Consider the following 13128-nt stretch of genomic DNA (forward strand, 5'->3'; position numbering starts at 1 on the left):
TGACACTGCCTAGGGATTGATCAGCGGTACTAATGAAGTCGTTGCTAGAAAGGTAGAAGGAAACGGTGTAGTTACCAGTGGCAGCCCCGCCAATATTACTGATGTTGTAGTCGAAGTCGAAGGTATTACCTGCGGTTTGTGGTTCAAGGACGACATTGGCTGAGGTGGCAACTAAGTCAGCACTTAAGGTGTTGTTAATAACAACATCGTCCCAATCTAAAAGAAAACCACGATTTCTATTATTAGCTTCGTTTGATTCTGCCACTTGATTCAGAGAATCAATGACCATACCAATGTGATAGGTGCCATCGCCTGAATTTGTTTGCCAAAATGGGTCGTTGATCCCTGGCAGGGTCAAGCTTCTGGTGAAGGTGCCAGTGGAAGGGCTCGAACCAAGACCAGTAATAGTACTAGAACTGAGAAGTATATCTAGTCCAGCATTGGGGGCAATAGTGCTGTTTTTTGATAGGTAAAAAGAGACTTGAAATGGACCATTGACAGCGGTTCCTACGTTTCCGATTTCATAGTCAATATCGAATGTACTGCCTGCAACGAGTGGCTCATTCAAAATATCGAAATCTTGGCCAAATAGATCGGGCATTAAGTTTTTATCTCCAGAGTAGACACACTTACGTACTTCTACAGAGTAAAAGCTTATTCAAGAAGAGAGAATATTTTTCTCTCAATAATAATAATTCAAAAAAACTATGGAACAAAATTCTTCTAAATGCGTCCTTGGTTCTTTTTTAAGAAAATCCAGGTTGAAATCTCGCTGCTACAAATCGGTCAATGCCTGCTAAATCCTGGTGAGGCTGGATGGTTTGGTAACCATGATTTTGAGCAAGCAAGTCTCTAATCGCTTCGCTCTGCCCTTCCATATGTTCTGTTAGCCATAGCCCACCTGGCTTGAGAAATTTAGGAGCCTGGGCAATTAGGTGACGGATATCATTCAAGCCATCGTCTCCTCCATCTAGTGATTGATGGGGCTCATGTTGGGCAACCTCGGGATCCAAATTTAAAACGGTTGTGCTGGGAATATAAGGAGGGTTAGTAATGATTCCCGATAAGTTGCTTTGCCAGTCGCTGATGGGCTCAAACCAGCTCCCTTGATAAAATTTAATATTATTGATTTTGTTACGGTGACTATTTTGGTAAGCAATTTCTAAGGCTGCGGCACTAATGTCAATGGCCAAAATCTGGGCATGGGGAAATGCTTTGGCTAGCGCGATCGCAATTGCCCCACTACCCGTACCCAAATCAGCCCACACCTGCGAACTGAACCGTTCGCCTTGGCCCTCAGCCCAAGCCTGCACAATGTCCACCATGAGCTCAGTTTCAGGCCGAGGGATCAGTACATCGGGCGTCACCGTCAGCATCAAATCCCGCCACGGCGTTTCACCCACCAAATACTGCACCGGCACCCGCTCAGTTAGGCGACGTTGCCACTGCTGAGTGAGCCAATCCAGAGAATGACTTAACGGCACCGCTCCCCGGCCACGATAAAGCTCCAAACTTAGATCCGTCTGACTGAGGTCACTGACCCCTTGGACAAACCAGTCCAATTCATACAAAGGGACATGGGCATTTTGGGCATCAGTCCGAGCCTGTAATATCCACTGATGCAGTCTTTCCCCCAGTACTGAGAGCGCTTCAAAACTCAAAATCTATCCCAACACCCGCAAAACACTGGCAATCGAATCCACATCCAACGAATTCTTTAACGCCGCGATGGCCTGCTGGAAAGCACCTTCTTGGACCCCATGGGTGACAATCACCAGTTCAGCCAGATTGTCCTGTAACCCAATTTGCACAATCGATTCAAGACTCAAATCATGATTGCCAAAGATTTCCCCCAGGTGCCCAATCACCCCCGGCTGATCCTGCACCATCAGACGCAAGTAAAACCGACTTTCTAGCTGCTCCATGGGGCTAATGGCTTGGTAGTCGCTGTAGGCACTACTCAGCAACGGATTGGGCAATTTTTCCTCCGCTGGAGATTCCATGTGAAGGGTAGCGGCAATGGCCATGATATCCGACACGATGGCGCTGGCGGTGGGACCTTCACCCGCGCCAGGTCCATAGAACATGACCTGACCAATGGGATCACCTTCCACCAAAACTGCATTGTTCACATCGTTAACACTGGCCAAAGGATGATCGAGGGGCACCAGGGTAGGATGCACCCGCAGTTGGATGGTGTCCCGCTGGTCTGCTGTTGGCGGGTTGCGTTTTGCGATCGCCAACAGCTTAATCACAAACCCCAAGGTTTTCGCATAGTCCACGTCCGCAGCACTCACATTGCGAATACCCTCAGTAAACACATCCTCTCGCCGAATTTTGCCCCCAAACGCAATGGACGCCAAAATCACAATTTTGTCAGCCGCATCCAAACCATCCACATCAGCAGTAGGGTCAGCTTCCGCGTAGCCTAAGGCCTGAGCATCCGCCAGAATCGGTTCAAAGTCCCCGCCTTCACTCTGCATGCGGGTCAATATATAGTTGGTCGTACCATTAACAATGCCGGTCACCGTCTCCAGACGGTTCACACAAAGGGCCTGCTGCAACGGCTGAATAATCGGAATTCCCCCACAGACAGCCGCCTCATAGAGCACATACACCCCAGCCTTTTTGGCCGCTTCAGCAATTTCATTGCCATAGCGAGAGATCACAGCTTTATTGGCAGTCACCACATGTTTACCATCCTCAATCGCCTCTAAAATCAGCGACCGAGCAGGCTCTAACCCGCCCATGACCTCCACCACAATATCGATATCAGGATCGGTAACAATCGCTTCGAGATCGGTGGTTAAACAATCCTCAGGTAAATCCACCGCACGGGGCTTATCCAAAGAGCGTACACCCACCCGATGGATCTCTAAGGTTTGTAGTAGTGGATGACGCCGGGTAGCGTCTAGCAAAATTTTGGCCGTACCAGTTCCTACCGTACCCAGACCTAATAACCCAACCTTAAAAACCAATGTGCTATCCCATGCGACTTACCACAGACCATTGTAAAAGCCAGGGAACCCTCAGATTCACCTGGCTTTTACATATTATTCATTTGACCGTGTGACACCCTAGGTCAGTAAAACCTAGTAAGTCTCAACGTGCCAGCGATGGGACTTCTTCATGTCCTTGCGATACTCAGGCCAATCTACACCGGTCTTAGCCGCTGCCATGGTTAGAGCCTCGTCGATGCCGCCTTCCATACCGCGCAGACCACAGATGTAAACATGGGTCTTCTCATCTTGAATGAGACTCCAAAGTTCATCAGCATGTTCAGCAATTCGATGCTGAATGTACATGCGACCACCTTCAGAGTTCTGCTGCTCACGGCTAATGGCATAGGTCAAACGGAAGTTGTCAGGATACTTATCCTGCATTTCCTCCAGCTCTTCCTTGTAAAGGATATTCTCGGTCTGAGGTACACCGAAGAACAACCAAGCCATGCCGTTGAAGCTGTAGTCAGGATTGGCCGCACGCTCATTGTCTTTGAACATGCGCCACAGGTAAGCCCGGAATGGAGCAATTCCAGTCCCCGTCCCCATCATGATCACCGTTGCATCAGAATCATCGGGCAACAACATTTCCTTGCCCACAGGACCGGTGATCTTGACCTTAGTTCCAGGTTCTAGCCCACAGAGATAGGTAGAGCAAACGCCATTAATGGTTTCGCCGCTTTCAGGGTGCTGATACGTCAGCTGACGTACGCACAAAGAAACGGTCTTATCGTCTACATCGTCACCATGACGGGTGGAGGCGATAGAGTAAAGCCTCATCTTATGGGGCTTACCCTTGTCGTCAGAACCTTCCGGGATAATACCAATACTCTGACCTTCTACATATTTAAGATCGCCTTGACTCAGGTCGAACTTAATGTGTTGAACAATCCCAATGCCGCCTTCGGCTACCAAAGGCTCATTGGATATGCATTCGCCCAGGTAAGGATCCTTGGGCTTGTAGGTATTAACCGGCACATCAGCACCAGGTTTCGTTGCTTTAGGTTTAGTTTCGGCCATAGGTTTAGTTTCTGCAGGTGCTGTTTGAGTCACAGGCAAAGCTGGCAAATCGCCGTTGACTGGACGAATGCTGACAATCTCACCTCCCATACGGGTAATGCGCCGAGTTTCTGCGGCCATACGCGCGTAGGGAACTGTCACAAAAGTGCTGCCACTCTGACGCACGGGCGCTGTACCCCCAGCTGCGGAGTCTAGCCCTTTGACCTCGTATATAAATAGACGGTTGCCAGAAATACTGAGACTACCGCCAATGACGCTCGAATTATACATGCGCTGAACTTTGAGTATCTCCTAACCCTTCAGAAAGTTGGCTGAACCATCGATCTGAAACAAATCATCCACCTAGCGTATCATTCTGAGCGAAACGAAGTTAATGCCTAAGGCTAGGCAATTATGCGACGGACAAGGTCAGCTATCCCTGCCTATGACTCATTTAGTAACCTAGCGAAGATATCCGAGAAAAACTATAAAATATGATGCTTTTCATTATTTTTTGAGGGCCACGCTGGTCACAAATAACCCCTGGCAAGGGTAAACGCTCATAAAAAGTGACATAAAATTTTACAAATCGGCCTATTTTAACTGCCTGTAAGCCTCAAGATTCAAGCCTTGCAGTCTTTTGTGTAGTCTGAGGACTTACATGACGGATTGTAAAAAAACGAAAGTCTATTTATCATAAAGTACGAGCCATAATCCTATCTGATGGTGATTACGACCATCCTGATGTGGATGCTTGTGACATACACACGTCCCTAAAGGGTTGATATATATTTTCTAACTCTTTACCCATAGGGACTTATGCCATATTAAGAGGATTTGAGATGACCATTGCAATGGGCCGTGCTGGGGCCGATCGGGGCGTCTTTGACGTCGTTGATGACTGGCTCAAGCGCGATAGATTTGTATTCGTCGGCTGGTCTGGTTTGCTGCTATTCCCCTGCGCCTTTTTGGCGATTGGTGGTTGGCTAACTGGCACCACATTTGTCACGTCTTGGTATACCCACGGACTAGCATCTTCATACATTGAAGGCGCTAACTTTTTGACGGTAGCTGTATCGTCACCTGCGAATAGCATGGGCCATTCCCTGCTATTGCTTTGGGGCCCTGAAGCCCAAGGCTCTTTCGTGCGCTGGTGCCAAATTGGCGGACTGTGGACGTTTGTAGCTCTCCACGGTGCGTTTGCGCTGATTGGCTTTATGCTGCGTCAGTTCGAGGTGGCTCGTCTGGTAGGACTTCGTCCCTATAATGCGATCGCGTTCTCGGCCCCTATTGCCGTGTTCGTGTCCGTGTTCTTGATGTACCCCTTGGGCCAATCCAGCTGGTTTTTTGCCCCTAGCTTTGGCGTAGCGGCAATTTTCCGCTTCTTGCTGTTCTTACAGGGCTTCCACAACTGGACCCTAAACCCCTTCCACATGATGGGCGTTGCTGGTGTCTTGGGTGGAGCGCTGCTGTGCGCCATTCACGGAGCTACCGTGGAGAATACGCTGTTTGAAGATGGCGATGGTGCCAACACGTTCCGCGCATTTGAGCCCACTCAAGCAGAAGAAACCTACTCCATGGTGACCGCTAACCGATTCTGGTCTCAGATTTTCGGTATTGCGTTCTCCAACAAGCGTTGGTTACACTTCTTTATGCTGTTTGTGCCTGTCACTGGACTTTGGATGAGTGCAGTGGGCATTGTCGGTCTCGCCCTCAACCTGCGAGCCTATGACTTTGTGTCCCAGGAGACTCGCGCAGCCGAAGACCCTGAATTCGAAACGTTCTACACCAAGAACATTCTGCTTAACGAAGGTATTCGTGCGTGGATGTCCTCCCAGGATCAGCCCCACGAGAAGTTTGTATTCCCCGAAGAGGTACTGCCACGTGGTAACGCTCTCTAGTAACTACATTTCGGGTCGTGACCAGCAATCCACCGGTTTTGCCTGGTGGTCTGGAAACGCCCGTCTGATTGACTTGTCCGGTAAGCTCTTGGGTGCCCATGTTGCCCATGCTGGTCTTATCGTTCTATGGACCGGTGCGATGACCTTATTTGAGGTCTCACACTTTGTCCCCGAAAAGCCCCTGTATGAGCAGGGCTTTATCCTACTCCCCCACCTAGCCACTTTGGGCTGGGGCGTAGGTCCTGGTGGTGAAGTTGTTGACACATTTCCCTACTTTGTCGTTGGTGTACTCCACCTAATTTCTTCTGCAGTTCTAGGCCTGGGCGGTGTATATCACGCTGTTCGTGGTCCTGAAACCCTAGAAGAGTATTCCAGCTTCTTCCAGCAGGACTGGAAGGACAAGAATCAGATGACCAATATTATTGGCTATCACCTGATTTTGCTGGGCTGTGGCGCTCTGTTACTCGTATTCAAAGCCACCTTGTTTGGCGGTGTTTACGATACCTGGGCCCCTGGCGGTGGTGACGTTCGTGTTATCACTAATCCCACCCTTGACCCGGCTGTTATCTGGGGCTATTTAGTTGGCGCTCCCTTCGGTGGCGACGGCTGGATTGTCGGTGTTGACAGCATGGAAGACATCATCGGTGGCCACATCTGGATTGGTTTGATCTGCATCTCCGGCGGTATCTGGCACATTCTGACCACGCCTTTTGGCTGGGTTCGTCGTGCCTTCATCTGGTCCGGTGAAGCTTATCTTTCCTACAGTTTGGGTGCGTTGTCCATGATGGGCTTCATCGCGTCCTGCTTCGTGTGGTTTAACAACACTGCCTATCCCAGTGAGTTCTTTGGTCCTACTAATGCTGAGTCTTCCCAGGCCCAGGCCATGACCTTCTTGGTTCGTGACCAGCGCATGGGTGCCAACATTGGTTCTGCCCAAGGTCCTACAGGTCTTGGTAAGTATCTGATGCGCTCCCCCACTGGTGAGATCATTTTCGGTGGTGAGACCATGCGTTTCTGGGACTTTGATGGTCCTTGGCTATCTCCCCTCCGTGGAACTAACGGCCTAGACCTAGACAAGCTTAAGAATGACATTCAGCCTTGGCAGGTACGTCGTGCTGCTGAGTATATGACCCACGCGCCCAACGCGTCGATCAACTCCGTAGGTGGCGTTATCACTGAGATTAACTCTGTTAACTTTGTGAACCCCCGTCAGTGGTTGTCTACTTCTCACTTCGTTCTAGGCTTCTTCTTCTTGGTTGGTCACCTCTGGCATGCGGGCCGTGCTCGTGCTGCTGCAGGTGGTTTCGAGAAAGGTCTTGACCGGGCGAATGAGCCAGTGTTGGCTATGGACGACCTAGACTAAGTTTTTGGTCTGATTTCGTCTGATAAAAAGCCTCTGCCTCTGGGCAGAGGCTTTTTTATTTTTTGCCCCCCTGTCCTGGGCCCCCTTGTCCTGGGTCTAATCCCATCTGGTCATGGGTGCTGAAACGGTTTTAGAATGCAGGGTGAGTACTGTTGCGATCGCTAATTTATGAGGTATCTAAGCTCTATTCACTGGCGGCATTGGCTGCTGAGCTGTCTGTTGATGGGGGTGATGTGTTTGAGTTGGGGGCATCCGGCCCAAGCTGAGAATTTTGATCGCCAGAGTCTGCGGCAACGGAGTTTTGTGGGACAGGATTTGCGGCGCAACAATTACACCAGTACCGATATGGCTGAGGCAGATTTGAGTAATACCGATCTGCGGGGTGTGAGACTGTTTGACACAAACCTGACCAAGGCCAATTTAGAAAACGCCAATATGACCGGAGCCACCCTGGATGGAGCCCGGTTTATTCGAGCCAACCTGAAGAATGCCATTCTTGAGGGAGCCTATGCTTTTAGCACAGATTTTCGAAAGGCGGATATTGCCGGGGCTGACTTTACCGATGTGGACTTGGATGCCAAAACCAATGACATGCTGTGTGAAGTGGCCACAGGCACTAATCCGGTGACGGGACGGAATACGAAGGACACCCTCTACTGCCCCTAGTGCCCCTAGCCATCCTAGCCATAACCGTGGGTCGCCAGGAAATCCAGCGATATATCGGGTGGTGGGTTGTGGTTGTCGGGTCGATCACTGGCCGATCCAACGCCTAACTGAGTAAAGCGCTCCACATATTTACCTAAGATGTCACCTTCAAGGTTGACAGCATCGTTAGGGCGCAGATACTGCAAATTCGTTTCGTCATAGGTAACTGGAATCACCGCCACCTTGAACCAGTCACCGGAGGGACTGCAATCAGCAATGGTCAGGCTAATGCCGTTTACCCCTACGCTGCCCTTGGGCACGATGTAGCGTGCCACCTGGGGGTTGGGCACTGTAAAGCTAATTTCCCAGGCACTGTCGGTTTGGATAATCTCACTGACATAGCCCTGACCGTCCACATGGCCGGTGACGAAATGCCCCCCAATTTTAGAGCCCACCCGCAGGGACGACTCCAGATTGACGGGGCGCTGGGTGGAATTTTGCCCTAAGGTAGAACGCTTTAGGGTTTCGGGCGATGCCGTCACCCTAAAACCCTGGGGCAAAATAGTTGCAACCGTCAGGCAAACACCGTCTACAGCAATGCTATCCCCCAAGGCAATGTCTGCCATGATTGAGTCACAGGGAGCAAGACAACTAATCTGTAGGCGATCATTTGCCAAGGGTTGCAGCTTTCCTAAAGCTTGAATTAGTCCGGTAAACACATTCTTAGGGTGGTTTTAAGGGATGATGTCAGGCAAAAAATATAGATGATTGCGCCATAGAGCGGGGGGAATGTTCCAATTATCCCAGTCCCTATCAGGTTCATGACACGGGTTCATTACATAGCTTCATGAGACAGGTTCATTACATCGGTACGGATGTGTAACAAACTGGGCCCTAGATAAAGATTTTCAGAATCTAAATGAAGATTTTTATGCAATCGCCAATAAGCTGGGCGGACTCTTTTAGCTTAGATATGGAACATGTTTGCACCAGTTAATCAGCCCATATCCAGGCTGATGCTGCTTTTTCAGGCTGAACTGTCGTATTTCCAAGGTAGTTTGACACAGTCTAAAAAATTACCGTTGCTGATTTAGGGACTAGACCGATCTGTGAAAATGGGCATTATGTCAGGGTTTCCTAGATTAAATCATCCCAAGGATCAGCGATACCGAATAATTTTCAGGTGCTAAAGTCTAGTTATTGGGTCAGATTCCTGCGGAGCCAAGAGGATTAATATCCATGATCGAAATGAAAGTTGCTGGCATTGCACTGGATGCGGTTTCACGAAATCCTGTCATTTTGCTGCGTGACGCATCGGAACGACGAGCACTGCCGATTTTTATTTCTAATGAACAGGCCCGGTCCATTATCGTTGCTTTGGAAAACGAAGAGTCGGTGCGTCCCATGACCCACGACTTGTTTGCCAACATCCTAGACGACTGGGACATGACCTTAGACCGGGTGGTGATTCATTCCTTAAAGGACAATACCTTCTATGCCATCATGACCATCAAGCAGGGGGAGGTGACTAAGGAATTGGACTCGCGCCCCAGTGATGCCATTTCCATCGCCCTGCGCATGGGAGCCCCCATCTGGGTGATGGAAGAGGTGGTGGCTGATGCTTCTATTCCCGTTGATCGAGAAGCGGATGAAGCTGAAAAAGAGGCGTTCCGGGATTTTGTTTCCAACCTCAGTCCGTCCGACTTTACCCAAAAGGGACGGTCTTCTAATCAGTAATGGTCCATCACCATTTAAGGCATGACTCATGACTCCGGGGGGCATGGGCTCGAAAGATGCATTATGAGCAATGCACTATAGGCGTTTTGGTAAAACTGAATTAAATCTGTCTGTGTTTTCCCTGGGGACCATGCGTTGCTTGGAGGATGCCGATAGGTTTCAGCAAGTGTTGGGCGATGCGATCGCACGCGGCATTAACCACATTGAAACGGCGCGGGCCTATGGCCAAAGCGAGCGTTATCTGGGCCAAGCCCTGAAGAGTCTGAATCGATCTGAGTTGGTTTTAACCACTAAGCTTTTGCCCGGTAGCGATGTCGATCGACTGGTGGATGAATCCTTGGAACGCTTGGGCACCGACTATATTGACTGCCTGGCTATCCACGGGGTGAACACCCCTGACCATTTACAGCAGGTTGACACCATGGGGCCGGGGCTGGCCCAAGTGGTGGATGATGGCCGGGTGCGCCATGTGGGGGCCTCTAGCCATGGGGCATTGGAGGTGGTGATGGGTGCGATCTCAATCCCTATCCTCAGCTTTATCAACCTCCACTACTACTTTTTTAACCCGCGCAACGCCGCCGCCATTGACCTAGCCCACCAGCGGGACCTGGGCATTTTTATCATTTCCCCCGCTGACAAGGGCGGCCAGCTCTACCAGCCATCCGGCACCCTGAAAGCCACCTGCGCCCCCTTTGACCCACTGTTGCTCACCTACCGTTGGCTGCTAAGCGATCCGCGCATCACCACCCTCAGCGTCGGGCCAGCCCTCCCAGCGGAACTAGATTGGCCCCTCCAGGTCGCTGACCGCACCCTACCCCTAACCGCCGAGGAACAAGCCGCCCTAGACAGGCTGGGGCAGCAACAACAGGCGGTACTGGGGGCCGACCAATGCCGCCAATGTTATGACTGTTTGCCCTGTCCCGAGGCGATCAATATTCCGGAAGTGCTGCGCCTGCGCAACTTGGCCGTGGCCCATGACATGACCCAGTTTGGTCAGTATCGCTATGGCATGTTTGAACGGGCCGGTCACTGGTTCCCCGGTCGCCAGGGCAGTCGCTGCACCGACTGCGGTGACTGTCTGCCCCGCTGCCCCGAGCAGTTAGATATCCCGACGCTACTGCGCGACACCCATGAACGGCTTAAAGGCCCCGAACGCAGACGGTTGTGGAGTAATTGACTAGGGATTAACAGGGATTAACCAGCCAGAGTCTTAAATTCTCCCAATGACTCTGGGGATATAGAGGCCGGCTGAGGTATGGTTAGGCCTTGACAAACGCCTAACCCACCCTTGAGGCTCATTTTTTATGGTTGCGATTTCGCGTACGCATCTATCCCAGACAGACCAGACCTGACCTGACGAGCGCGTGGCTGTTTTGCTCATGGGATACGGCGAAGTAGAGAGCTACGAAGACTTTGCCAACTACAACGAGCAAGCCCTTAACCTACTGACAGCCAAGTTTGCTCCGGTACCCACCTGGATTTATCCCCCCATCGCCAAACTGTTAGCGATATTTGATCGCCATGAATGGGATCACCAGCACGATCACTTTATTTCCCCCCACAATGCCATTTTTGAGCGTCAGCGCGACGGCATTGAAAAGCATATGAAGGCAAAGTGGGGCGACCGGGTGAGTGTCTTTAAGGCCTTTAACTTCTGTGCTCCCCATTTACCCCACCAGGTGTTGGCAGAAATTCAAGCCCAAGGCTTTACTAAGTTGCTGATCTACCCACTGCTGGTGGTGGATTCCATCTTTACCAGTGGTATTGCTGTCGAACAGGTGAATAACGCCTTAGCCAAGACCTTTCAAGGGGGAGAAGATCACTGGCTCCAGGGCACCCGATACATGCCGTCCTTCTTTAACCAGCCTGACTATATCGATCTGCTGGCTCGCCAGGTGGAGGATAAAATTCGGGAGCATCTAGCGGTTGCACACCTACCGTCCCAAACCGGGATTGTGTTGATGAACCATGGCTGTCCTCACAAAGCGAAGGGATTTACCTCTGGCATTACCGAAAGTCAGCTGCTCTATGATGCTGTGCGGGAACGGCTGATTTATAACTATCCCTTGGTAACCATTGGTTGGTTAAACCACGATACGCCGCTGATCGATTGGACCCAGCCCAATGTCACCCTAGCAGCTCAAAACCTCATAGATTTGGGGGCTACGGCCTTGGTCTTTATGCCCATTGGCTTTGTCACCGAGAACCATGAAACCCTGTTGGATGTGGATCACATCATTGGTCACCTGCGCCGCAAGTGCCCGGATGTCACCTACGTGCAAATGCCCTGTGTCAATGACACCGATGAGTTTCTGGCCATGGCTGCGGGCTGGGTTGATGGACTGATTTCAGACCTGATGGGGGATCAGGGCATGGTGGTGAGTCAACGTCACCGGGAGAGCATTGCAGAAGAACTGCTCCATAGCCATGATGGTCATCACCATGACCATGGCGACCATCATCATGATGGCCATCACCATGGTGAGCATAGTCATCACCACGGTGAGCACAGTCACCAGCATGAGAAGCAAGCGCAACCGGCGGCCCATCACAGTCATTAGATTGGCTGTGGCTTAGGTTGATTTAACCCGGTTTAAGCGAAAATGGTCGGTGGCGAATAAACGCCACCGACCATTTTTATAATTTCCGATGGGTGTTTTTGAACAGTCAATTTTTATTCGGGCAAATGCCACTACTGTTGAGCGGTGCATTTGCGATCGCACCCTCATGCATCAATGGCTCAACCCCGCTCTCCGCTGTGAGCCCATGGGAGAAACCTGGAGTACGGACCTCAACAGTCAGACCCGCTTTATTATTCAAGTGCCTTTACTACAGCCCAGCTTAATCAGTACCGTAGTGGAGCGTCGACCTGGATTGGTCGTCTGGGCCTTTACCGGCTTTTTTTCCGGCCAAGATCGCTGGGAATGTATCCCCACAGACGCCGGAACTCACCTGGTCAATCGGTTTGAGTTCGAAATTCCTAATCCGCTGGTGGCCTTTGGTTTTAATCAGTTTGCCGCTGGCTGGACTAAACAAGATATGGAAGCCCAGTTGCAGCGGCTGAAACAAGTAGCAGAACGGATGGGTTAAAAATTTCTATGAGTCAAAATTAATTTGTGGTGCCTCTAAAAAGCCATCATCTTTAAGGACTTCACCAATCAGGTTCTTATCTTGGTTAATACAGTCAGGCTTTTTGGCATATTGGCAGACGCGAGCATAGAGCCTGGCCCGTGTCCCCGTGGAGCCATTAGCAAATTGCACAACTTCATTATTGGCAATGGTAACCCCGCACACGGGGCAGTTTTGCGATTGAGATGAGGTAGTCATAGTTTTCACTCGATTTCGATCAGACCCACCAATAATAATTAGGCAGGCTTCTGTACAGGGTAAGTAGTTTTACTCGTTTCAGCCACTTATTTTGTATCGATTTGCAACAAAATAATCATTTCTTACGATTTTAAGCATCCCATCGACGGTCCAACCG

Annotated in this window: 13 protein-coding genes; 7 read left to right on the forward strand and 6 right to left on the reverse strand. The window is 50.4% G+C overall.

What is annotated here, in order from left to right:
- The 4 genes from VB741_RS06090 to petH all read right to left on the reverse strand — a co-directional run.
- A partial coding sequence (locus VB741_RS06090; RefSeq protein ID WP_323364261.1) for a CARDB domain-containing protein occupies positions 1-601 on the reverse strand: 601 nt, incomplete at its 3' end.
- A gap of 145 nt (positions 602-746) precedes the next feature.
- Positions 747-1661, reverse strand: a complete 915-nt coding sequence (gene prmC, locus VB741_RS06095) for a peptide chain release factor N(5)-glutamine methyltransferase (protein ID WP_323364262.1) — start codon at positions 1659-1661, stop codon at positions 747-749.
- 3 nt (positions 1662-1664) lie between these two features.
- On the reverse strand, positions 1665-2978 hold the full coding sequence (locus VB741_RS06100) for a homoserine dehydrogenase (RefSeq protein ID WP_323364263.1): 1314 nt from the start codon (positions 2976-2978) through the stop codon (positions 1665-1667).
- 114 nt (positions 2979-3092) lie between these two features.
- A complete protein-coding gene (petH, locus tag VB741_RS06105) occupies positions 3093-4289 on the reverse strand; it encodes a ferredoxin--NADP reductase (protein ID WP_323364264.1) in 1197 nt (398 codons plus the stop codon).
- A gap of 551 nt (positions 4290-4840) precedes the next feature.
- Between petH and psbD the strand changes: the two genes are divergently transcribed.
- The 3 genes from psbD (at position 4841) to VB741_RS06120 (ending at position 7928) form a co-directional block, all read left to right on the forward strand.
- Entirely contained in the window at positions 4841-5899 is a 1059-nt protein-coding gene (gene psbD / locus VB741_RS06110; protein ID WP_323364265.1) for a photosystem II D2 protein (photosystem q(a) protein), read from the forward strand.
- Complete coding sequence (gene psbC / locus VB741_RS06115; protein WP_323364266.1) at positions 5883-7262, forward strand: photosystem II reaction center protein CP43; 1380 nt, start codon at positions 5883-5885, stop codon at positions 7260-7262. The genes psbD and psbC overlap by 17 nt, the downstream gene beginning before the upstream one ends.
- Before the next feature lie 168 nt (positions 7263-7430).
- A complete protein-coding gene (locus VB741_RS06120) occupies positions 7431-7928 on the forward strand; it encodes a pentapeptide repeat-containing protein (protein WP_323364267.1) in 498 nt (165 codons plus the stop codon).
- A 14-nt stretch (positions 7929-7942) separates the two neighbouring features.
- On the opposite strand, the gene ribE is transcribed toward VB741_RS06120, so the two are convergent.
- Positions 7943-8626: a riboflavin synthase gene (ribE, locus tag VB741_RS06125; protein WP_323364268.1), complete on the reverse strand. Its 684-nt coding sequence runs from the start codon at positions 8624-8626 to the stop codon at positions 7943-7945.
- Between the two features lie 520 nt (positions 8627-9146).
- Between ribE and VB741_RS06130 the strand changes: the two genes are divergently transcribed.
- From VB741_RS06130 to VB741_RS06145, 4 genes are all read left to right on the forward strand, one after another.
- Positions 9147-9644, forward strand: coding sequence for a bifunctional nuclease family protein (locus tag VB741_RS06130; protein ID WP_323364269.1), 498 nt, complete (start codon positions 9147-9149; stop codon positions 9642-9644).
- A gap of 70 nt (positions 9645-9714) precedes the next feature.
- Complete coding sequence (locus VB741_RS06135) at positions 9715-10821, forward strand: aldo/keto reductase (RefSeq protein WP_323364270.1); 1107 nt, start codon at positions 9715-9717, stop codon at positions 10819-10821.
- A 202-nt stretch (positions 10822-11023) separates the two neighbouring features.
- Positions 11024-12205, forward strand: a complete 1182-nt coding sequence (locus VB741_RS06140; protein WP_442786305.1) for a ferrochelatase — start codon at positions 11024-11026, stop codon at positions 12203-12205.
- A gap of 88 nt (positions 12206-12293) precedes the next feature.
- On the forward strand, positions 12294-12734 hold the full coding sequence (locus VB741_RS06145) for an SRPBCC family protein (RefSeq protein ID WP_323364272.1): 441 nt from the start codon (positions 12294-12296) through the stop codon (positions 12732-12734).
- A gap of 6 nt (positions 12735-12740) precedes the next feature.
- Here VB741_RS06145 and VB741_RS06150 read toward each other — a convergent pair whose 3' ends face one another.
- Entirely contained in the window at positions 12741-12971 is a 231-nt protein-coding gene (locus VB741_RS06150; protein ID WP_323364273.1) for a hypothetical protein, read from the reverse strand.
- Positions 12972-13128: the final 157 nt, after the last annotated feature.

The sequence above is a fragment of the Leptothoe sp. PORK10 BA2 genome (assembly GCF_034932105.1).
In the GTDB taxonomy this organism is placed as follows: domain Bacteria; phylum Cyanobacteriota; class Cyanobacteriia; order Phormidesmidales; family Phormidesmidaceae; genus Leptothoe.